Source organism: Streptomyces iranensis, assembly GCF_017874715.1.
Classification (GTDB): Bacteria; Actinomycetota; Actinomycetes; order Streptomycetales; family Streptomycetaceae; genus Streptomyces; species Streptomyces iranensis.
Genome location: NZ_JAGGLR010000027.1, coordinates 168,814 through 189,261, shown reverse-complemented (window position 1 = coordinate 189,261; position 20,448 = coordinate 168,814). Strand labels below are relative to the sequence as shown.

29 protein-coding genes are annotated in these 20,448 nt (G+C 68.5%); 3 read left to right on the top strand and 26 right to left on the bottom strand.

The genetic code is table 11. From position 1 onward, the window contains the following. Positions 1-143: 143 nt before the first annotated feature. From J2Z30_RS39750 to rpsJ, 23 genes are all read right to left on the bottom strand, one after another. Complete coding sequence (locus J2Z30_RS39750) at positions 144-800, bottom strand: adenylate kinase (protein ID WP_044571652.1); 657 nt, start codon at positions 798-800, stop codon at positions 144-146. Then, positions 800-2,113, bottom strand: a complete 1,314-nt coding sequence (gene secY / locus J2Z30_RS39745; protein ID WP_044571653.1) for a preprotein translocase subunit SecY — start codon at positions 2,111-2,113, stop codon at positions 800-802. Before secY ends, J2Z30_RS39750 begins: the two co-directional genes overlap by 1 nt. Before the next feature lie 204 nt (positions 2,114-2,317). Next, positions 2,318-2,773: a 50S ribosomal protein L15 gene (rplO, locus tag J2Z30_RS39740; protein WP_044571655.1), complete on the bottom strand. Its 456-nt coding sequence runs from the start codon at positions 2,771-2,773 to the stop codon at positions 2,318-2,320. A 1-nt stretch (position 2,774) separates the two neighbouring features. Beyond that, positions 2,775-2,957 carry a 50S ribosomal protein L30 gene (gene rpmD / locus J2Z30_RS39735; RefSeq protein WP_044571656.1) on the bottom strand — a complete coding sequence of 61 codons (183 nt, stop codon included), beginning with the start codon at positions 2,955-2,957 and terminating at the stop codon, positions 2,775-2,777. Between the two features lie 2 nt (positions 2,958-2,959). Beyond that, the gene (rpsE, locus tag J2Z30_RS39730; protein WP_020869250.1) at positions 2,960-3,565 is read right to left on the bottom strand and encodes a 30S ribosomal protein S5; all 606 of its coding nucleotides are present in this window, start codon (positions 3,563-3,565) and stop codon (positions 2,960-2,962) included. Positions 3,566-3,608: 43 nt separating this feature from the next. Beyond that, positions 3,609-3,992 (bottom strand): 50S ribosomal protein L18, encoded by a 384-nt coding sequence (rplR, locus tag J2Z30_RS39725; protein ID WP_044571659.1) that lies wholly within the window; start codon positions 3,990-3,992, stop codon positions 3,609-3,611. A 3-nt stretch (positions 3,993-3,995) separates the two neighbouring features. Further along, positions 3,996-4,535, bottom strand: a complete 540-nt coding sequence (gene rplF, locus J2Z30_RS39720) for a 50S ribosomal protein L6 (RefSeq protein WP_044571661.1) — start codon at positions 4,533-4,535, stop codon at positions 3,996-3,998. A 20-nt stretch (positions 4,536-4,555) separates the two neighbouring features. Beyond that, on the bottom strand, positions 4,556-4,954 hold the full coding sequence (rpsH, locus tag J2Z30_RS39715; RefSeq protein ID WP_044571663.1) for a 30S ribosomal protein S8: 399 nt from the start codon (positions 4,952-4,954) through the stop codon (positions 4,556-4,558). A 209-nt stretch (positions 4,955-5,163) separates the two neighbouring features. Continuing rightward, on the bottom strand, positions 5,164-5,349 hold the full coding sequence (locus tag J2Z30_RS39710; RefSeq protein WP_003948630.1) for a type Z 30S ribosomal protein S14: 186 nt from the start codon (positions 5,347-5,349) through the stop codon (positions 5,164-5,166). A 3-nt stretch (positions 5,350-5,352) separates the two neighbouring features. Then, positions 5,353-5,913, bottom strand: a complete 561-nt coding sequence (rplE, locus tag J2Z30_RS39705) for a 50S ribosomal protein L5 (RefSeq protein WP_020869255.1) — start codon at positions 5,911-5,913, stop codon at positions 5,353-5,355. Further along, positions 5,913-6,236, bottom strand: a complete 324-nt coding sequence (gene rplX / locus J2Z30_RS39700) for a 50S ribosomal protein L24 (protein WP_014054173.1) — start codon at positions 6,234-6,236, stop codon at positions 5,913-5,915. The genes rplE and rplX overlap by 1 nt, the downstream gene beginning before the upstream one ends. 3 nt (positions 6,237-6,239) lie before the next feature. Continuing rightward, positions 6,240-6,608 carry a 50S ribosomal protein L14 gene (gene rplN / locus J2Z30_RS39695; RefSeq protein ID WP_003998823.1) on the bottom strand — a complete coding sequence of 123 codons (369 nt, stop codon included), beginning with the start codon at positions 6,606-6,608 and terminating at the stop codon, positions 6,240-6,242. Between the two features lie 103 nt (positions 6,609-6,711). After that, the gene (gene rpsQ / locus J2Z30_RS39690; protein ID WP_014054172.1) at positions 6,712-6,999 is read right to left on the bottom strand and encodes a 30S ribosomal protein S17; all 288 of its coding nucleotides are present in this window, start codon (positions 6,997-6,999) and stop codon (positions 6,712-6,714) included. After that, positions 6,999-7,223 carry a 50S ribosomal protein L29 gene (gene rpmC, locus J2Z30_RS39685; protein WP_009715874.1) on the bottom strand — a complete coding sequence of 75 codons (225 nt, stop codon included), beginning with the start codon at positions 7,221-7,223 and terminating at the stop codon, positions 6,999-7,001. The genes rpsQ and rpmC overlap by 1 nt, the downstream gene beginning before the upstream one ends. Next, positions 7,223-7,642 (bottom strand): 50S ribosomal protein L16, encoded by a 420-nt coding sequence (rplP, locus tag J2Z30_RS39680; protein ID WP_014178774.1) that lies wholly within the window; start codon positions 7,640-7,642, stop codon positions 7,223-7,225. Before rplP ends, rpmC begins: the two co-directional genes overlap by 1 nt. Before the next feature lie 4 nt (positions 7,643-7,646). Then, complete coding sequence (gene rpsC / locus J2Z30_RS39675) at positions 7,647-8,477, bottom strand: 30S ribosomal protein S3 (protein WP_037952894.1); 831 nt, start codon at positions 8,475-8,477, stop codon at positions 7,647-7,649. Further along, positions 8,477-8,824, bottom strand: coding sequence for a 50S ribosomal protein L22 (gene rplV / locus J2Z30_RS39670; protein WP_044571671.1), 348 nt, complete (start codon positions 8,822-8,824; stop codon positions 8,477-8,479). Before rplV ends, rpsC begins: the two co-directional genes overlap by 1 nt. 40 nt (positions 8,825-8,864) lie before the next feature. After that, complete coding sequence (gene rpsS / locus J2Z30_RS39665; protein ID WP_020869258.1) at positions 8,865-9,146, bottom strand: 30S ribosomal protein S19; 282 nt, start codon at positions 9,144-9,146, stop codon at positions 8,865-8,867. A 12-nt stretch (positions 9,147-9,158) separates the two neighbouring features. Further along, positions 9,159-9,995: a 50S ribosomal protein L2 gene (gene rplB, locus J2Z30_RS39660; protein WP_030835102.1), complete on the bottom strand. Its 837-nt coding sequence runs from the start codon at positions 9,993-9,995 to the stop codon at positions 9,159-9,161. Between the two features lie 48 nt (positions 9,996-10,043). Next, on the bottom strand, positions 10,044-10,370 hold the full coding sequence (gene rplW, locus J2Z30_RS39655) for a 50S ribosomal protein L23 (protein WP_044571675.1): 327 nt from the start codon (positions 10,368-10,370) through the stop codon (positions 10,044-10,046). Then, positions 10,370-11,023: a 50S ribosomal protein L4 gene (rplD, locus tag J2Z30_RS39650; RefSeq protein ID WP_044571677.1), complete on the bottom strand. Its 654-nt coding sequence runs from the start codon at positions 11,021-11,023 to the stop codon at positions 10,370-10,372. Before rplD ends, rplW begins: the two co-directional genes overlap by 1 nt. 8 nt (positions 11,024-11,031) lie before the next feature. Continuing rightward, positions 11,032-11,676 (bottom strand): 50S ribosomal protein L3, encoded by a 645-nt coding sequence (rplC, locus tag J2Z30_RS39645; RefSeq protein WP_044581586.1) that lies wholly within the window; start codon positions 11,674-11,676, stop codon positions 11,032-11,034. 13 nt (positions 11,677-11,689) lie between these two features. After that, positions 11,690-11,998 (bottom strand): 30S ribosomal protein S10, encoded by a 309-nt coding sequence (gene rpsJ, locus J2Z30_RS39640; protein ID WP_003948644.1) that lies wholly within the window; start codon positions 11,996-11,998, stop codon positions 11,690-11,692. 624 nt (positions 11,999-12,622) lie between these two features. Here rpsJ and J2Z30_RS39635 point away from each other — a divergent pair. From J2Z30_RS39635 to J2Z30_RS39625, 3 genes are all read left to right on the top strand, one after another. Further along, a complete protein-coding gene (locus J2Z30_RS39635; protein ID WP_044571679.1) occupies positions 12,623-13,432 on the top strand; it encodes a DUF3152 domain-containing protein in 810 nt (269 codons plus the stop codon). A 754-nt stretch (positions 13,433-14,186) separates the two neighbouring features. Next, the gene (locus J2Z30_RS39630; protein ID WP_052701428.1) at positions 14,187-14,690 is read left to right on the top strand and encodes a RipA family octameric membrane protein; all 504 of its coding nucleotides are present in this window, start codon (positions 14,187-14,189) and stop codon (positions 14,688-14,690) included. A gap of 195 nt (positions 14,691-14,885) precedes the next feature. Next, positions 14,886-17,039: a PIG-L family deacetylase gene (locus J2Z30_RS39625; protein ID WP_044571680.1), complete on the top strand. Its 2,154-nt coding sequence runs from the start codon at positions 14,886-14,888 to the stop codon at positions 17,037-17,039. Positions 17,040-17,347: 308 nt separating this feature from the next. On the opposite strand, the gene J2Z30_RS39620 is transcribed toward J2Z30_RS39625, so the two are convergent. The 3 genes from J2Z30_RS39620 to tuf form a co-directional block, all read right to left on the bottom strand. Beyond that, a complete protein-coding gene (locus tag J2Z30_RS39620; protein WP_044571682.1) occupies positions 17,348-18,436 on the bottom strand; it encodes an SRPBCC family protein in 1,089 nt (362 codons plus the stop codon). Then, positions 18,429-18,989, bottom strand: a complete 561-nt coding sequence (locus tag J2Z30_RS39615; protein WP_044571683.1) for a hypothetical protein — start codon at positions 18,987-18,989, stop codon at positions 18,429-18,431. The genes J2Z30_RS39620 and J2Z30_RS39615 overlap by 8 nt, the downstream gene beginning before the upstream one ends. 113 nt (positions 18,990-19,102) lie before the next feature. Then, positions 19,103-20,296, bottom strand: a complete 1,194-nt coding sequence (gene tuf, locus J2Z30_RS39610; RefSeq protein ID WP_037952879.1) for an elongation factor Tu — start codon at positions 20,294-20,296, stop codon at positions 19,103-19,105. Between the last annotated feature and the right edge of the window lie 152 nt (positions 20,297-20,448).

Sequence of the window (20,448 nt, the reverse complement as noted above, 5' to 3'; positions counted from 1 at the left end):
GGGGGGTGGAGCGGCCCCGGGGGGGGGGGGGGGGGGGGCGGGCGGGGGGGGGGGGGGGGGGGCGCGCCCCCCCCCCCCCCCCCCCCCCGCCCCCCCCCCCCCCCCCCCCCCCCACGGCCATACTGCACTGGTTCTCGCGGCCGTCAGGCCGCCTTGGCGGCCAGGGCGTCCATCGCCCGCTGGGTGACCTCGGACACCTTGCCCAGCGCCGAGATCGTCACGACCAGGCCCTTGGCCTTGTAGTAGTCGATGATCGGCTCGGTCTCCCGGTGGTAGACCTCGAGGCGCTTGCGGACCGTATCCTCGCTGTCGTCCTCGCGCTGGTACAGCTCGCCGCCGCAGACGTCGCACACGCCCTGGGCCTTCGGCGGCTTGTACTCCACGTGGAAGGTGTGCGAGCTGTCGTTGCGGCAGGTACGACGGCCCGCGATGCGCTTGATCACCTCGGACTCGGGGACCTCCAGGTCCAGCACCGCGTCCAGCGAGACACCGCGCTGCCCCAGGTAGGTGTCCAGGGCCTCGGCCTGGATCTGGTTCCTCGGGAACCCGTCCAGCAGGAAGCCCGGCTGCGCGTCCTCCTGGTCCAGCCGGTCCTCCGCCATGCCGATGGTGACCTCGTCCGGTACCAGTTGCCCGGCCCGCATGTACTCCTGAGCCTGCTTGCCGAGGGGGGTGCCCTGGCTGATGTTCGCGCGGAACAAGTCGCCGGTGGAGATATGCGGGATCGACAGCTTCTCGGCGAGGTACGCGGCCTGCGTACCCTTGCCGGCTCCCGGAGGCCCGACGAGGACGATTCGCATCAGCGGAGGAACCCTTCGTAGTGTCGCTGCTGAAGCTGGCTCTCGATCTGCTTCACAGTCTCCAGGCCGACACCCACGATGATCAGGATGCTCGTGCCGCCGAACGGGAAGTTCTGATTGGCATTGAGCGTCACCAGCGCCACCGTGGGCACCAGGGCGATCAAGCCCAGATAGAGCGCACCGGGCCACGTGATGCGGTTCAGCACGTAGCTCAGATACTCCGCGGTGGGACGACCAGCCCGGATACCCGGGATGAACCCACCATACTTCTTCATGTTGTCGGCAACTTCTTCGGGGTTGAAGCTGATGGCGACATAGAAGAATGCGAAGAAGACAATCAGCAGGAAGTACGTGGCGATGTAGACCGGGTGGTCGCCCTTGACGAAGTTCTGCGAGATCCAGGTCGCCCAGCCCGCCTTCGAATTGGAGAACTGGACGATCAGCGCCGGGATGTACAGCAGCGATGAGGCGAAGATCACGGGGATCACACCCGCCTGGTTCACCTTCATCGGGATGTAGGTGGACGTACCGCCGTACGAGCGACGGCCGATCATGCGTTTGGCATATTGCACGGGGATCCGGCGCTGGGCCTGCTCGACGAAGACCACCAGGCCGACCATGGCCAGACCACAGAGGATCACCAGGCCGAACTCCAGCCAGCCGTCCATGATCTTGCCCTGCTGCTTGATGCTCCACATCGCGCTCGGGAAACCGGCGGCGATGGAGACGAACATCAGGATCGACATGCCGTTGCCGATGCCGCGGTCGGTGACCAGCTCACCGAGCCACATGATCAGCGCGGTGCCCGCGGTCATCGTGATGACCATCACGGCGGTGGTGAAGATCGAGTCGTCCCGTACGATCTGACCGCCGACCGGGCAGCTCTGGAAGAGCGAGCCGCTGCGGGCGGTGGCCACCAGGCCGGTGCCCTGGAGGATCGCCAGCGCGATGGTCAGGTAGCGGGTGTACTGCGTGATCTTTCCTTGACCGGCCTGGCCCTCCTTCTTGAGGGCCTCAAGGCGCGGGATCACCACGGTCAGCAGCTGCAGGATGATGCTCGCCGTGATGTACGGCATGATCCCTAGCGCGAAGATGGTGATCTGGAGCAGTGCGCCACCACTGAACATGTTGACCAGGCCGAACAGCCCCTGCTGGCCCTTGGCTAGGTCCATGCACGTCTGGACGTTCTTGTAGTCGATGCCCGGGATCGGGATATGTTGCCCGAGCCGGAAGAGCACGATGATGCCCAGCGTGAACAGCAGCTTCTTGCGCAGGTCGGGCGTCTTGAACGCCCGGGCGAACGCGGTGAGCACGGTGCCTCCTGCGCCCCCCGCGTCGCTTCGCGAGAGGTGACGGTCTTGAGGATCGACGGATACTTATCAGCCAGGACCCGCGCGGAGGCGTACCGCGCGGAAGGTAACAACGCCAGCCACCTTACCGGCGACCCGGCCCCGCTTGGAACGACCAACCGGGGATGCCCCGTATCTGGGGCACCCCCGGTCAGAAACGCACCGTGCTCAGACGAGCTCGGTGACGGTGCCACCGGCGGCGGTGATCTTCTCCTTGGCGGAGCCGGAGACGGCGTCGACCGTCACCTGGAGCGCCACGGAGACCTCACCGGAGCCCAGCACCTTGACGAGCTGGTTCTTGCGAACCGCACCCTTGGCGACCAGACCGGCCACCGTGACCTCGCCACCCTCGGGGTAGAGCGCGGCCAGCTTGTCCAGGTTCACGACCTGGTACTCGGTGCGGAAGGGGTTCTTGAAGCCCTTGAGCTTCGGGAGCCGCATGTGGAGGGGCATCTGCCCACCCTCGAAGCGCTCCGGAACCTGGTAGCGGGCCTTGGTGCCCTTGGTGCCACGACCAGCGGTCTTACCCTTGGACGCCTCACCACGACCGACACGGGTCTTGGCGGTCTTGGCGCCCGGGGCGGGCCGGAGGTTGTGGACCTTCAGCGGGTTGTTCTCCGCCATGTCAGTCGACCTCCTCGACCGTCACGAGGTGCCGCACGGTCTGCGCCATGCCGCGGAACTCGGGGCGGTCCTCCTTGACGACCACGTCGCCGAGCCTCTTCAGCCCGAGCGAACGCAGAGTGTCGCGGTGGTTCTGCTTGCTGCCGATGTACGACTTCGTCTGCGTGATCTTGAGGCGGGCCATGCTCACACACCCACCCCGGCACGCGCCCGCAGCAGAGCGGCGGGAGCGACGTCCTCGAGCGGCAGACCACGGCGGGCGGCGATCTCCTCAGGGCGCTGAAGGCCCCGCAGAGCGGCCACCGTGGCGTGCACGATGTTGATCGGGTTCGAGGAGCCGAGCGACTTGCTCAGCACGTCGTGGATGCCCGCGCACTCCAGCACGGCGCGCACCGGGCCACCGGCGATCACACCGGTACCGGGGGACGCCGGCTTCAGCAGCACGACACCCGCGGCCTCTTCACCCTGGATCGGGTGCGGGATGGTGCCGGCGATCCGGGGGACCTTGAAGAAGTGCTTCTTGGCCTCCTCCACGCCCTTGGCGATCGCGGCCGGCACCTCCTTGGCCTTGCCGTAACCGACACCCACGGTGCCGTCACCGTCGCCCACCACGACCAGCGCGGTGAAGCTGAAGCGACGACCACCCTTCACAACCTTGGCGACGCGGTTGATCGCGACAACACGCTCGACGTAAGCGGTCTTCTCGGCGGCAGCGCCACCGTCCCGCCGGTCCTTCCGGTCCCGCCGCTCGCCGCCACCGGCGCCGCCACCGCGGCGCTGGGGTCCAGCCATTGGATTTACCTCTCTCGTTTCCGCATTGCGTTGGAACCGGGGCTCAGAACTTCAGCCCGGCCTCGCGGGCGGCGTCCGCCAGAGCGGCGATGCGCCCGGCGTACTTGTTGCCACCACGGTCGAACACGACGGCCTCGATGCCCGCGGCCTTCGCCCGCTCGGCCACCAGGGCCCCGACCTGCTGCGCCAGGGCGCTCTTGTCGCCCTCGGCCGCCCGGATGGAGCTGTCCAGCGTCGACGCCGAGGCCAGGGTGTGGCCCGCGATGTCGTCGATGACCTGCGCCACCATGTGACGGTTGGACCGCGTCACCACGAGGCGGGGGCGGACCGGCGTACCCGAGACCCGCTTGCGGACGCGGATGTGACGCCGCTTGACGGCAGCGGCCTTGCGAGCGTTGCCCTTGGCAATCTTCACACCGTATGCCATGGCTTACTTACCAGCCTTTCCGACCTTGCGGCGGATGACCTCGCCCGCGTACTTCACGCCCTTGGCCTTGTACGGGTCGGGCTTGCGCAGCTTGCGGATGTTCGCGGCGACCTCGCCGACCTTCTGCTTGTCGATGCCCTCGACGCTCAGCTTGGTCGGGGACTCCACCTTGAAGGTGATGCCCTCCGGGGCCTCGACCAGGATCGGGTGGCTGTAGCCCAGGGAGAACTCCAGGTTGGAGCCCTTGGCCTGGACGCGGTAGCCGACACCGCTGATCTCGAGCGCCTTGCTGTAGCCCTGGGTCACGCCGGTGATCATGTTCGCCACCAGCGTGCGCGACAGGCCGTGCAGGGCCTTGTTCTGACGCTCGTCGTTCGGGCGGGTGACAACGAGAGCGTTGTCCTCACCCTGGGCGACCTCGATCGGCGCGGCGACGGTGTGCGAGAGAGAGCCCTTGGGACCCTTCACGGCGACCGTGCGGCCATCGATGGTGACGTCCACACCAGCGGGAACCTGGATGGGCAGCTTGCCAATGCGCGACATGTGCTTCCTCCGTTCCCTGGTTACCAGACGTAGGCGAGGACTTCCCCACCCACGCCCTTCTTGCCGGCCTGCTTGTCGGTGAGGAGCCCGTGCGACGTGGAGATGATCGCCACGCCCAGGCCGCCGAGCACCTTCGGCAGGTTGGTGGACTTTGCGTAGACCCGCAGGCCCGGCTTCGAGATCCGCTTGATGCCGGCGATCGAGCGCTCGCGGTTCGGCCCGAACTTCAGCTCGAGGGTGAGGTTCTTGCCGACCTCGGCGTCCTCGACCTTCCAGCCGGTGATGTAGCCCTCCTGCTGGAGGATCTCCGCGATATGCGACTTGATCTTGCTGTGCGGCATCTCGACGGTGTCGTGGTACGCCGAGTTCGCGTTTCGCAGACGCGTCAGCATGTCTGCGATCGGATCGGTCATGGTCATGATGGCCTTCGGCCTCTCTCGCCGGGGTTTCCTGTATGCGCCATCCCTCTCACCCGCTCAATGGCGGGCACGGGTGCGGCGCGGGGACCTACGGCGTAGTAAGGATTCTGGGCGGCGAGCGCCCAACCGTTCCACTCTACGGGAGTGGACGGGCGGGGCTCGCCATCCATTTGCTTACCGAGAGCCCGGTATCAACCCGTAAGGGCTGATTACCAGGAGCTCTTGGTCACGCCCGGCAGCTCGCCGCGGTGAGCCATCTCACGAAGGCACACGCGGCACAGGCCGAACTTGCGGTACACGGAGTGCGGACGTCCACAGCGCTGGCAGCGCGTGTAACCACGCACGCCGAACTTGGGCTTGCGGGCGGCCTTGGCAATGAGAGCCTTCTTCGCCACGGCTCACGCCTCCTTGAACGGGAAGCCGAGGTGACGCAGCAGGGCCCGGCCCTCTTCGTCGTTGGTCGCCGTGGTCACCACGGTGATGTCCATACCCCGGACACGGTCGATCTTGTCCTGGTCGATCTCGTGGAACATGACCTGCTCCGTGAGACCGAAGGTGTAGTTGCCCCGGCCGTCGAACTGCTTCGGCGACAGACCGCGGAAGTCGCGGATGCGCGGAAGCGCGAGCGACACCAGACGGTCCAGGAACTCCCACATGCGGTCACCGCGGAGGGTGACGTGGGCGCCGATCGGCTGGCCCTCACGCAGCTTGAACTGCGCGATGGACTTACGGGCCTTGGTGACGGCGGGCTTCTGACCGGTGATCGTGGCGAGGTCGCGGATGGCGCCCTCGATCAGCTTGGAGTCGCGGGCGGCGTCGCCCACACCCATGTTGACCACGACCTTGGTCAGACCCGGGATCTGCATGACGTTCTCGTAGGAGAACTGCTCCTGCAGCTTGCCCTGGATCTCTTCGCGGTAGCGCGCCTTGAGGCGCGGTGCAGTGGTGGTGGCAGTCATCAGATGTCCTCACCGGTCCGCTTGGCAACGCGGATCTTGTTGCCCTCGTCGTCGAAGCGGTATCCGACGCGGGTGACGACCTTGTTGCCGTCCTTCTCCACCACGAGCTGCACATTGCTCACGTGGATCGGGGCCTCAGTCGTCACGATGCCGCCGGTCTTCGAACCACGAGCGGTCTGTCCGGCCTTGGTGTGCTTCTTGACCCGGTTGACACCCTCGACCAGGACCCGGTCCTCGCGCGGGAAGGCCGCGATGACCTTGCCCTGCTTGCCCTTGTCCTTACCGGTGATGACCTGGACCAGGTCGCCCTTCTTGATCTTCATCGGTTACAGCACCTCCGGCGCGAGCGAGATGATCTTCATGAACTTCTTCTCGCGCAGCTCACGGCCCACCGGGCCGAAGATACGGGTGCCGCGGGGGTCGCCATCGTTCTTGAGGATGACGGCCGCGTTCTCGTCGAAGCGGATGTACGAACCGTCCGGGCGGCGGCGCTCCTTCACGGTGCGCACGATGACCGCCTTGACGACGTCACCCTTCTTCACGTTGCCACCGGGGATCGCGTCCTTGACGGTGGCGACGATGACGTCACCAATGCCCGCGTAGCGGCGACCGGAGCCACCGAGAACACGGATGCAAAGGATCTCCTTCGCGCCCGTGTTGTCGGCGACGCGCAGTCGCGACTCCTGCTGGATCACGTCTATCTCCTGATCGTCTGCCGGTTCCCGGCGGGGGCTGGATATATCCGGCCCCCGCCGAGCCTGGCGGAACTGTCCTGCGGACTATTGCCCGCAGGAAGAATTACTTGGCCTTCTCGAGGATCTCGACGACGCGCCAGCGCTTGGTCGCGGACAGCGGCCGGGTCTCCATCAGGAGGACACGGTCGCCGACACCCGCGGCGTTCTGCTCGTCGTGCGCCTTGAGCTTGTTGGTACGGCGGATGACCTTGCCGTACAGCGCGTGCTTGACGCGGTCCTCGACTGCGACGACGACGGTCTTGTCCATCTTGTCGCTGACGACCAAACCCTCACGGGTCTTGCGGAAGCCGCGGTTCTGCGTTGCGTTCTCAGTCACATTCGTCTCGCTCATCAGGCGCTCTCCACCGTCTCGATGCCGAGCTCGCGCTCCCGCATCAGGGTGTAGATCCGGGCGATGTCCTTTCGGACGGCCTTCAGCCGGCCGTGGTTCTCGAGCTGTCCGGTCGCCGCCTGGAAGCGGAGGTTGAACAGCTCTTCCTTGGCCTCACGCAGCTTGCCAACGAGGTCCTCGTTGTTCAGCTCACGCAGCTCGGACGCCTTGGTACCGGCCGCCATCACGACTCACCTGCCTCGCGCCGAACGATCCGGCACTTCATCGGGAGCTTGTGAGCAGCGCGGGTGAGCGCCTCACGCGCAGTCTTCTCGTTCGGGTAGGACAGCTCGAACATCACCCGACCGGGCTTGACGTTCGCGATCCACCACTCCGGCGAGCCCTTACCGGAACCCATGCGGGTCTCCGCAGGCTTCTTCGTCAGCGGACGGTCCGGGTAGATGTTGATCCAGACCTTGCCGCCACGCTTGATGTGGCGGGTCATCGCGATACGAGCGGCCTCGATCTGACGGTTGGTGACGTACGCCGGGGTGACGGCCTGGATGCCGTACTCGCCGAACGCCAGCTCCGTACCGCCCTTGGCCATGCCGGACCGCTTGGGGTGGTGCTGCTTGCGGTGCTTGACCCTGCGAGGGATCAGCATGGGGTCAGCTCTCCTTTCCGGCTGCGCTGGGCTCGGCCGCCGCCGCGGCCGGCGCCTCGGCCTTACCGGCCTCGGCGGGCGCGGCGGACTGCTGCGGCTTACGGCCACGGCCACCGCGCTCGCCACCGCGGCGCTGCGGGCGGTCGCTGCCACCACGCGACGGGCGGTTGCCGGCGCGGGCAGCGGCGTTCTCGGCGCGGACCTCGGCGATGTTCTTCACGTCGCCCTTGTAGATCCACACCTTGACGCCGATGCGGCCGAAGGTGGTCTTGGCCTCGAAGAAGCCGTAGTCGACGTTCGCGCGGAGCGTGTGCAGGGGCACGCGGCCCTCGCGGTAGAACTCCGAGCGGGACATCTCGGCGCCGCCGAGACGGCCACCACACTGGATCTTGATGCCCTTGGCACCGGCCTTCATCGAGCTCTGCATCGACTTGCGCATCGCACGACGGAAGGAGACGCGGGAGGAGAGCTGCTCGGCGACGGCCTGGGCCACCAGCTGAGCGTCCACCTCGGGGTTCTTCACCTCGAGGATGTTCAGCTGCACCTGCTTGCCGGTGAGCTTCTCCAGCTCGCCGCGGATACGGTCGGCCTCCGCGCCGCGGCGGCCGATGACGATGCCCGGCCGGGCGGTGTGGATGTCGACGCGGACGCGGTCACGGGTGCGCTCGATCTCCACCTTGGAGATACCGGCGCGCTCCATGCCCTTCGTCATCATCCGGCGGATGGCGACGTCTTCCTTGACGTAGTCCTTGTACAGCTTGTCGGCGTACCAGCGCGACTTGAAGTCGGTGGTGATGCCGAGCCGGAACCCGTGCGGGTTTACCTTCTGGCCCATTACCGGGTTCCTTCCTTGCTGCTGACGACCACGGTGATGTGGCTGGTCCGCTTGCGGATCCGGTAGGCACGGCCCTGGGCGCGCGGACGGAACCGCTTCAGAGTCGGGCCCTCGTCGACGTACGCCTCGGAGATGACGAGGCTGTCGGCGTCGGTGTGGTCGTAGTTGTGCGCGGCGTTGGCGATGGCGCTGTCCAGCACCTTGCCGACCGGCACGCTCGCGGCCTGCGGGGCGAAACGCAGGACCGCCTGGGCCTCCGTGGCATTCATGCCACGGATGAGGTCCACCACGCGGCGGGCCTTCATGGGCGTGACGCGGATGTACCGCGCCTGGGCCCTGGCTTCCATGGTTGTCCCTTCGGTGTCTGTCATGAGTCTTTTCCGCTGATCAGCGACGACGCGACTTGCGGTCGTCCTTCTCATGGCCGCGGAAGGTGCGGGTCGGCGCGAACTCGCCGAGCTTGTGGCCGACCATCGACTCGGTGACGAACACCGGGACGTGCTTGCGGCCGTCGTGCACCGCGATCGTGTGGCCGAGCATGGCCGGGACGATCATCGAGCGGCGGGACCAGGTCTTGATGACGTTCTTGGTGCCTGCTTCGTTCTGCGTGTCCACCTTCTTGATCAGGTGGTCGTCGACGAAGGGCCCCTTCTTGAGACTGCGCGGCATCTAAACCCGCTCCTAGCGCTTCTTGTTCGTCTTGCGGCGGCGGACGATGTACTTGTTGCTGGCCTTCTTCGGCGAGCGCGTACGGCCCTCCTTCTGACCCCACGGCGAGACCGGGTGGCGACCACCGGAGGTCTTGCCCTCACCACCACCGTGCGGGTGGTCGACGGGGTTCATGACCACACCACGAACGGTCGGGCGGACGCCCTTCCAGCGCATGCGGCCGGCCTTGCCCCAGTTGATGTTCGACTGCTCGGCGTTGCCGACCTCGCCGACGGTGGCGCGGCAGCGGACGTCGACCAGGCGGATCTCACCGGACGGCATGCGCAGGTGGGCCATGGAGCCCTCCTTCGCCAGCAGCTGCACGGAGGCACCCGCGGAGCGGGCGAACTTCGCGCCGCCGCCGGGCCGCAGCTCGATGGCGTGGAGCGTGGTACCGACCGGGATGTTGCGCAGCGCGAGGTTGTTACCGGGCTTGATGTCGGCGCCGGGGCCGTTCTCGATCCGGTCGTTCTGCTTCAGGCCACGCGGGGCGAGGATGTAGCGCTTCTCGCCGTCGGCGTAGTGCAGCAGCGCGATGCGCGCGGTGCGGTTGGGGTCGTATTCGATGTGTGCGACCTTCGCCGGGACGCCGTCCTTGTCGTGACGGCGGAAGTCGATCACGCGGTACGCACGCTTGTGACCGCCACCCTGGTGGCGGACCGTGATGCGGCCGGCGTTGTTACGACCACCCTTGCTGTGCAGCGGGCGGACCAGCGACTTCTCCGGCGTGGACCGCGTGATCTCGACGAAGTCGGCGACGCTGGAGCCACGACGGCCCGGGGTCGTCGGCTTGTACTTGCGGATACCCATTTCTCAGTCCTCGGAAGATTCCGGACTTCTGGACGATTCCGGCCTCCGTCAGGAGGTCGGGCCGCCGAAGATGTCGATGCGGTCGCCCTCGGCGAGGGTCACGATGGCGCGCTTGGTGTCCTTGCGCTTGCCGTAACCGGTCTTGGTGCGCTTGCGCTTACCCTGCCGGTTGATCGTGTTGACCCCGGTGACCTTGACCGAGAAGACCGCCTCGACGGCCTGCTTGATCTGGGTCTTGTTGGCGCCGGGCGCGACGATGAACGTGTACTTGTTCTCGTCGAGCAGCGCGTAGCTCTTCTCCGAGACCACCGGCTTGACGAGGACGTCGCGGGGGTCGGTGAAGGTCTTGCTGGTGACAGCGGTCGCCTCACTCATCAGGCGGCGCTCCCTTCGGTCTTCTCAGCGGCCTTGGGACCAGCCACGAAGGACTCGAAGGCGGCCTTGGTGAAGACCACGTCGTCGGAGACGAGCACGTCGTACGTGTTCAGCTGGCCCGGCTCCAGGATGTGCACCTGGGGCAGGTTGCGGGCGGACAGCCACGCGGCCTCGTCGCTCCGCTCGGCGACCAGGAGCACGTTCTTGCGCTCGCTGATCCTGCCCAGCAGGACCTTCGCGGCCTTGGTGGAGATCTCACCGTCGACCACGCCGGTCACGATGTGAATGCGCTCGTGACGCGCCCGGTCGGAGAGGGCACCGCGCAGCGCGGCGGCCTTCATCTTCTTCGGGGTGCGCTGGCTGTAGTCGCGCGGCACGGGGCCGTGCACGACGCCACCGCCGGCGAACTGCGGCGCGCGGGTCGAACCCTGGCGCGCGCGGCCGGTGCCCTTCTGGCGGTACGGCTTCTTGCCACCGCCGCGGACCTCACCACGGGTCTTGGTCTTGTGCGTGCCCTGGCGGGCAGCGGCCAGCTGGGCGACGACGACCTGGTGGATCAGCGGAACGCTGACCTGCGCGTCGAAGATCTCCGCGGGGAGCTCGACGGACCCGGCCTTGTCGCCTGCCGGCGAAAGGATGTCAATGGTGCTCATCGGTTACCTCAGGCCCCCTTGGCCGCGGTACGGACCAGGACGAGGCCGCCGTTCGGACCAGGAACCGCTCCCTTGATCAGGAGCAGGCCCTTCTCCGCGTCAACGGCGTGGACGGTCAGGTTCTGGGTGGTGACCCGCTCATTGCCCATGCGGCCGGCCATGCGCAGGCCCTTGAACACGCGGCCCGGGGTGGCGCAGCCACCGATGGAGCCCGGCGAGCGGTGCTTGCGCTGGGTGCCGTGGCCGGCGCCGAGGCCGGCGAAGCCGTGGCGCTTCATGACACCGGCGGTGCCCTTGCCCTTGCTGGTGCCGGTCACGTCGACCTTGACACCGGACTCGAACACCTCGGCCTTGACCTCCTGGCCGAGCGTGTACTCACCGGCGTCGGCGGTACGCAGCTCCACCAGGTGGCGGCGCGGGGTCACATCCGCCTTGGCGAAGTGGCCCTTGAGCGGCTTGTTCACCTTGCGCGGGTCGATCTCGCCGAAGGCGATCTGGACGGCGCTGTAGCCGTCCGCGTCATCGGTGCGGACCTGGGTCACGACGCAGGGACCGGCCTTGACGACGGTGACCGGGACGACGCGGTTGTTCTCGTCCCACACCTGCGTCATGCCGAGCTTCTCGCCCAGGACGCCCTTGATCTGCTTAGCCATCTCGCGCGTCACCTCAGAGCTTGATCTCGATGTCGACGCCGGCCGGCAGGTCGAGACGCATCAGCGAGTCAACCGTCTTCGGCGTGGGGTCGAGGATGTCGATGAGGCGCTTGTGCGTACGCATCTCGAAGTGCTCGCGCGAGTCCTTGTACTTGTGCGGCGACTTGATGACGCAGTACACGTTCTTCTCTGTGGGCAGCGGCACCGGGCCCGCGACCGACGCACCAGTCCGGGTCACCGTCTCGACGATCTTCTTCGCCGAGGAGTCGATGACCTCGTGGTCGTAAGCCTTGAGCCGGATGCGGATCTTCTGTCCCGCCATGGCTACTTCGTAGTCCTGTCTCTCGTAACGCTCTGGGACCCGATGGCGTTCGTGCCCTCCTCCACCTCACTTCCGACCCACGCGGTCGGGCGTGTCGCAGCCCTTCCCGTAAATCTCCGCATGGAGATCCCTGATGAAGGGGGTTGCTGGGGGAGAAAGTCACCCACCGGGCGCCTGGCTGGGGCCCCGCTGACGCTTCCCGGAAGATTCCCGTACTTCCGCCCCTGATCAGAGGCGACGAGTACTGTGGGACTCGCTTCCGGTCCTCCCGGCGGGAGGCGCGCAGCATCGGCACTCAACCGAGCAACCTGGTTAGTGTGCCATAGCGGCTGCTCCGGACGCCAATCAGGGGCCCGGAAGCGTACCCCCTGCGGGGCCCGCTTCAAACTCGGCGCGCACCGGAGACCGGGACACGGCGTCACGTACAAGTGTGAGATTCGGGATATCGCCCAATGTGACCCCGCGCACAACAGGGCACCAGCCCCAACCGGTCACCCTCCCCACACGTCTCCCTCCAGGGGAACACCCGGCACGCCCGCACTCCGGGACACCGGCATGCTCACGCGGCATGCGCGCGCACGGCTGATTCACCCGCCCCGCTGACACCCCCTGGAAGCGCCCCCCATGACCTCCACCGCGCAGGCCCCCGGCCCGTCCACCTCACCCCCAGGACGACGGGGGCGCACCACCCGGAGTGCCCGCCCCCGGAACGTGGCGGTGGCACTGGCCGCCGGTGTGGCGCTGATCGCCGGGGTCGTGTTCGCGTTACGTGACGGCGACGGCAAGGGCCAGGCCCGCGCCACGGCCCCGGCAGCCCAGCCGCCCGACGCCATCTCGGCCACGTCCAGGCCCCCTCGCCCGGACTCCCCCACCACCGCGACCGGCGAGTTCGTCACCGCGAAGTCCTCCGGCGCGGTGATCGGCAAGGGACGCGATCTGCGGCGGTTCAAGGTCATGGTGGAGCAGGGCACCGGCATCAACGCGAAGCGGGCCGCGGCCGAAATCTCGGCAATCCTCGCCGCCAAGCGCGGCTGGACCAACGACGGCAGGCACTCCTTCCAGCTGGTCGCCGACGGCCCCTCCGACTTCGAGGTGAAGATCGCCACCCCGGACACGGTCGACGAGATCTGCGGCGCCGTGGGTCTGGACACCCATGGCGAGGTCAACTGCGACGCCGGCACCCAGATCATGGTCAACCTCAAGCGCTGGAACACCGGCTCACCGGAGTTTTCCGGCCCCCTCAGCGGCTACCGGGCGCTGATCGTCAACCACGAGGTCGGCCACCGCATCGGCCACGGCCACGAGTCCTGCCCCGGGAAGGGCAAACGGGCGCCGGTGATGATGCAGCAGATATACGGGCTCAAGGGCTGTGTCGCGAACGAGTGGCCCTACAGCGCGAAGGGCAGGTACATCGAGGGCCCGGCGGTCCCGTGACGACCACCTGCGATCGGTGGGCCGGGACTGCCGAGAACCCGAGCAGGCCGACACGCCCACCGCCGCCTGACTGCGCGGCTCGGTCGGGTGCGGCACCGTCTCGCGCCTTCGGCGCATGTGAGCATGGGTCCGGGGGATGGGGGGCGGGGCGCCGCCGCCGACTGCCGGGCCGGTTGGGTGTTGAGGCCGTGGCGGCTCGGCGGCCGGGAGCGACGTCCGAACCGGAATCCGGTGGATCCGGGGCGGCCCCTCCGGGTACCCCTCTCGAAAACGCTTGATCTGACGCAACTAATTTGTCAGACAGTTTCCAGGGGTACCCCGCCCCCCGGCAGTCCGGCGACGGCCCCGCCCTCCCAGGCGCGGATGCCGCCACCGGCGCCCGCCGCGACCGGCCCGGCGCCCGGCGACGCGGCCCGCGCCCCCACTCCCTGCTCCGCTGCTCAATGGCGCCGAAGGCGCGAAACGAACCCCGCACCCGGCCACCGGCCCCGACTCCGGCCCCGGCCTTCGTCTACGGGGAGGGCATCACGATCGGCGCATGTGGAGCGGATCGCCCGGCTCGCCGAGTCACGGAGTCTGAACGGGCCGGACGGCGCCCAGGGGCCGGTGGAGGGGGCTTCCTGGTCTCGGCGTACGCCGAGGCCGACTACCGCGCCCGGCTGGAGACCGCCGAGCACTTCTATGTGGCGGTCAAGGGCAGGCATGTGCTGGCGTTCCTGCTGGCCTACAGCTCCGACCAGGTCGAGCCGGACGAATGGCTGAACCGCCGGACGGGCTGCCCCGGGTGGTGTGGGTGTGGCGCAAGCCGCGTGAGGCGATGCTGCACGCGCAGTACGGGATCGCGGTGGACCTCTACAAGCACGAGGACAACCTCAACTGGCAGAAGCTGAACAACTTCTTCTACATCACCGCGGGCCTTGCGGCCGCCACCGCCTTCTGCCTCGGCAAGGAGGGCGCGGGCGGCTCCCTCGGCAAAGGGCTGGCGATGATCATCGCGGTCATCGGCATCGGGGTGTCGCTCGGCTTCTCGCTGATGCTGCGGTTCGGGCGCCACTACCTCCTGGCGCGCAAGGAGGCCGTGATCGAGCTCGAGGAGTACATGGCCTGGCACGGCGGCGAGCGGATAGTGAACCGCCGCACGGGCAACCCCGGCGCCGCCTATCTGAAGGTGTCCCCGACCGGCGCGATCATGATGCTGCTGCCGGTGCTGGTCGCGGCCTGCTGGCTCGCGGTGCTCGGGGTGCTGATCGCCGACTGACGTAGCCGACGTAGCCGAAGGGCCGACCGGCCCTCGGGGGTGGACCCCGGCGGGATGCGTCGGCCCCGTGGCGACGATGTGCCCAACCTGTGACCGACACCTCCCGGCCATCGGACAACCTGTCAAGATCACCAACCGTCCCTTCACTCGGAGCAGCCGGAGACTACGCGCTGCCGAAGTGACAGGGTCACCAAATTGAACAGTCGATGGACATCGCGGGGGACGCGGACCACCCGCAGGCAGACGCTCGCCGCGCTGGCGGCGCTCACCGCCGGGGGAGCCGTGGGGGTTGCCGGGGTCACCGGGATCGCCGGATGCGGGGCCGGACATTCGCGCGGCGCGGCAGCCGGGCCGGCGCGGGCCAGTGCGCCCGGAGCGGCGGAGCCGTTCACCTCGACGGTGAGCGACAAGCGGGCGCTGCTGCTGCAGATCATGGCGCACCCCGACGACGATCTGTACTTCATGAACCCGGACGCCGAGCATGTGCTGCGCTCCGGAGTCCCGGTGGTGTGCGTGTACGTCACGGCCGGTGAGGCCCGGGGGATCAACCATCAGGCGGGGACGCCGATCCCAGACGCCGACAAGGCCGCGTACTCCGCCTCCCGCCACCAGGGGCTGCGGCAGGCGTACGCGCAGATGATGGGGCTGAACCAGTTCGCGCCCTGGCAGCGGTCGGTGCTGCGGCTGCCCGGCGGGGTCACGGCGGAGACCAACACGCTGGCCAACGGCGCCCGCAGCGCCCGGCTGATCTTCCTCAACATCGCGATGCTGTCGGACGGCGGCGTACGGATACCGGCACTGTGGGACACCCCGGGCACCGTGATGCGCACCCTCCTGGCCACCGGCTCCCCCGTGGCGCACCCCAGCTCGTACGGCCATCGGACGCTGGTCGACGTGCTCGCCGGGATCATGGACCGCTACCGGCCCACACTGATCCACACGCTGGACCCGGACCCCGACTTCCAGGTGCACGACGTGCTGCACCCCAGGGACAACGATCAGCCGGGCTGCTCGGACCACCGCGACCACACCCCGGTCGCGCTGTTCACCTGGAAGGCGATCGCCCAGTGGGTGGCCGCGTCCACGCAGCGCGACAAGCACGCCCCGCGCTTCACCACCACCGCGTTCCGCGGTTACTACAACCAGCGCTGGCCGCACAATCTGCCGCCCGCGGTGCTCGCCCAGAAGGCGCGGGCGATCAAGTCCTACGGCGGTGCGCCGGACTGGGACTGCGGCAACGCGGCCGGCTGCGGCGACTACAGCCAGGGCGGGGTGCGCCCGCTGCGGAACCGCAAGGGCTGGATCCGCTCCACCCACTACCGCTACCCCACCTCGCTGCCCGCCCCCACCACCGACGCCCAGGGGCGGCTCGTGGCGTACGGCGTGCTCGGCACCCAGGCCGTGCGGTGGCGCGAGACGGCGCCCGGCAGCGGACGGTTCGGGGCGCCTCAGGGGCTCGGCGGCGGACCGCTCGCCCCGGCGCTCGCCGCGGTGCGGGACGGCGCGGGGCGGCAGGTGCTGTTCGCCCTGCGGTTCGCGGCGCTGGCCGGGCAGGGCGCGGGCGACCTCCGCGAGATCGTGGTGCTGGAGCAGCGCCGACCGGACGGCCCGTTCCGCGCCTGGACCGGCCTCGGCACCCCCGAGAGCGACCCCGAGCGCGGCCGCCGGGTCGGCTGCCCGGCGGCGGTCGCCACCCCGGACGGCCTGGTGCACCTCTTCGTACGGACCGCGGACAAGAGCCTGGCCACCCGGGTACGGGACGCCAGCGGCCACTGGGGTCCCTGGCAGCGGCTCGGCGGCGCCGAGATCCAGGACGGGCTGACCGCGCTGCTGGACTCGGAGGGGCAGGTCCACGTCCTCGCCCCCGGCCGTGACAGCGTCCACCACTGGGCCCAGGAGTGGACCGGCGGCCCGGTCGCCCTGCGCCCGCCGTCCGGTCTGCCGCGCCCCGGCGGAGATCCGCTGGGTGCCGCGGTGGCCCCCGACGGCACGCTCGCGCTGATCTACCGCACCCCCAAGGCCACCGTGCCCGCCGTCCACGGGGAAACCTCCCTCACGGTGCGGCACTTCGAGGGCTACGGGGCGATCGCCGCCCACACCGTGACCGAACCGTCCGGCCGCCACGAGGCGAAGACGCTGCTGCTGGCCGGGCGTGACCTGGGCGGGGAGGTCCAGGTCCAGTACGGCACCGGCCCGGACGCCAAGCCGCTGCGCTCCCCCGGCCATCTGACCCCGGTCGGCGCTCCGGCCCTCCTGGCGGACGACGGCCACCAGGGCGTCTGCGTGGTGGGCCTGTCCCCCGACGCCACCCCCTGGATCTGGCGCCCCCGCCCCACGAAACGGGCCTGACGGCCCGGCTTGCCACCGGGCGAGGCGGGGCCGGGGACACCCCCCCCCAGCCCGCGTCATCCGGCCCACGCCCCGCGCGACGTCCGGGTGGCGCCGGGTCTGCCCCGGCCCCCGGCCAGGGGCGTCGCCACCGGCCGTCGTCCTCACCGGCCCGGCGGCCGGGCGACGTGGCCCGACCGCGTCCCCTGCCCCGCCCGATTCGCGTTCGCCGTGCGGTTTCGCCGATGGGCGGGCGGCGTGGCCGGGGCCCCACCCGGCGTCTCGCGTCTGGGTGGGGCCCGGTCGTGTCCGGCGGTCGCCGGGGGTGCTCAGCCGCGGGCCGCGGCGGTGCGGCGGCCGGATTCCTCCTCGGGCTCCTCTTCGGGCTCCTCGGACTCCTCATACGCCTCGGCGTCCTCGGGTTCCTCGGCCTCCTCCGGCTCTTCGGCCTCCTCCGGCTCTTCGGCGGCCTCCGGCTCCTCCTCGTACTCCTCGTCGTACTCCTCGGGCTCGGCGCCTTCGGGCTCCTCCTCGTACTCGTCCTCAGCCTCAGCCGCCTCGTCCGGCTCATCGGCGTCTCCCCCGGTCTCCTCGCCCGCACCGGCCTCGTCGGTCTGCTCGCGCTCTTCCTCCTCCACGGCCGTCTCGTGGTCCCGCACGACCTCGCCGTCCCGGATCTCGCCGCGCCAGCCGTCCGTGGCCTCGCCGCGCATCATGATGAACTTCCGGTAGAGCTTCAGATCGAGCCGGGCCCGTCGGCCCTGGGCCCGCCAGATGTTGCCGGTCTTCTCGAAGAGACCCTTGGGGAAGTACTCAAGAACCAGCAGCACCCGGGTGAGATTGTCACCGAGCGGGTGAAAGGTGACGACGCCCTTGACGGTGCCCTTGGCGCCCTCCGTGGTCCAGCTGATCCGCTCGTCGGCGACCTGCTCGGTGACGTTCGCCCGCCAGCTGCGGGTGGACTTGGCGACCTTCACCTTCCAGTTGCTGCTGGTGTCGTCGGCCTTCTCGACGCTGACGACCCCCTTGGCGAAGGTGCTGAACTCCTGGAACTGGGTCCACTGGTCGTACGCCTCGCGGACCGGCACCCCGACGTCGATGTCCTCGACGACCGTCACGCTCTTGGACTTGCCGCCCCCGCTCTTGCCCCGGCCGCCCTTGCCGAAGACACCTTTGACCTTCTCCTTCAGCGACTCCTTGAGCGAGTCCTTCAACTGGGACGTACCGGCCTTCATCAGGGCCTGTCCCGGAGACTTGCCCTCGGAGAGGGACTGCGCGCCCTTGGCGAGGCCCGAGCCGAGGCCGGAGATCGCATGGGTCGCCCGTGCCTGGACATAGTTCCGCAGCTCGTCCTTCAGACGGTCGGTGGCCGGATTCTTGACGATGTCGTCCTTGAGCTTGCCGAGCGTGTCAGCCATTGCGGCCCCCCGCGGTCTTGGCGGTCTTCGCCGCGGGCCTCTTCACCGCGGGCCTCTTCACCGCGGACTTCTTCGCCGTGGTCTTCTTCGCCGTGGGCCTCTCCGCCGCGGGCCTCTTCGCCGCGGTCTTCTTGGCCGCCGCCTTCTTAGCCGTACCGGAACCGGACGCGGCGGTCTTCTTCGCCGGGCGGGCCGGGGCCTCGGCCTCCTCGCTCTCGCCCTCGCCCTCGCCTTCATCCTCGCCTTCGTCCCCGCCTGCACCGCGCAGCAGCGCCGTGCGCTCGTGCAGCGAGTCGGCGAGGCCGCTCACCCGGTCGGAGACGGCCTTGGTCGCGGCCTGCCGGGTGGCGTCGGCGAGCTCCTTGCGCACTTCCGAGTTGAGGCCGCTCAGCAGCGGCGCCTGGGCGAGGGACTTCTTCAGCTGCTGCGGATCCAGCGAGATCTTCTTACCGGCCAGCAACATGCCCAGCCCGATAGCGAGTTTCGCCTTCTTCGTACGCCCGAGGAGGTAACCCCCCACGACCGCGACCGTGATCTTGCCATTTGTCATCATCTGTTCGCTCCCGAAGTCGAACGCGGCTTCGATGTGGACGGCCGGGTACCCACATACGAAAGAGCCCCACCCGCCAAAGGCGAATGGGGCTCTTTGCTCCGGGGAGCGTCAGGTCACTTGTTGATCTTGGTGACCTGGCCGGCGCCGACGGTCCGGCCACCCTCACGGATGGCGAACTTCAGGCCCTCCTCCATGGCGACCGGCTGGATCAGCTGGACGGACATCTCGGTGTTGTCGCCCGGCATGACCATCTCGGTGCCCTCGGGGAGGGTCACAACGCCCGTCACGTCCGTGGTACGGAAGTAGAACTGCGGACGGTAGTTGTTGAAGAACGGCGTGTGGCGGCCACCCTCGTCCTTGGACAGGATGTACGCCTGGGCCTCGAACTCGGTGTGCGGAGTGACCGAACCCGGCTTGATGATGACCTGGCCGCGCTCGACGTCCTCGCGCTTGATGCCGCGGAGCAGCAGACCGACGTTCTCACCAGCCTGGCCCTCGTCGAGCAGCTTGCGGAACATCTCGATACCGGTGACGGTGGTCGAGGTCTTCTCCTGCTTGATGCCGATGATGTCGACGTTCTCGTTGACCTTCAGCACACCGCGCTCGATACGGCCGGTGACGACCGTACCGCGGCCGGTGATGGTGAAGACGTCCTCGATCGGCATCAGGAACGGCTTGTCGACGTCGCGCTCCGGCTGCGGGATCGACTCGTCGACGGCCTTCATCAGGTCGAGGACGGACTTGCCCCACTCGGCGTCGCCCTCGAGCGCCTTGAGCGCCGAGACCTTGACGACCGGGACGTCGTCGCCCGGGAACTCGTACTCGGAGAGCAGCTCGCGGACCTCGAGCTCGACGAGCTCCAGGATCTCCTCGTCGTCCACCATGTCGGCCTTGTTCAGGGCGACAACGATGTACGGCACGCCGACCTGGCGGGCCAGGAGCACGTGCTCCTTGGTCTGCGGCATCGGGCCGTCGGTGGCGGCGACCACGAGGATGGCGCCGTCCATCTGCGCCGCACCGGTGATCATGTTCTTGATGTAGTCCGCGTGACCGGGGCAGTCAACGTGCGCGTAGTGACGCGACTCGGTCTGGTACTCGACGTGCGCGATGGAGATCGTAATACCGCGCTGGCGCTCCTCAGGAGCCTTGTCGATCTGGTCGAAGGCCGAGGCCTCGTTCAGGTCCGGGTACGCGTCGTGCAGCACCTTGGTGATCGCAGCGGTAAGCGTGGTCTTACCGTGGTCGATGTGACCGATGGTGCCGATGTTGACGTGCGGCTTAGTCCGCTCGAACTTCGCCTTCGCCACTGGGGTCCTCCTGTGGAGTGGTTCTGTACGCATCCACGCTTTGCGGATGGGTTCAGGTGGTCTTACCGAACCGGCCAGGACCCCGAGGGGGATGCCCTTCGCCGTATTCGTCTGGGGAAACGGCGCCCGGGGCCCGCCATGAAACGCGGTGA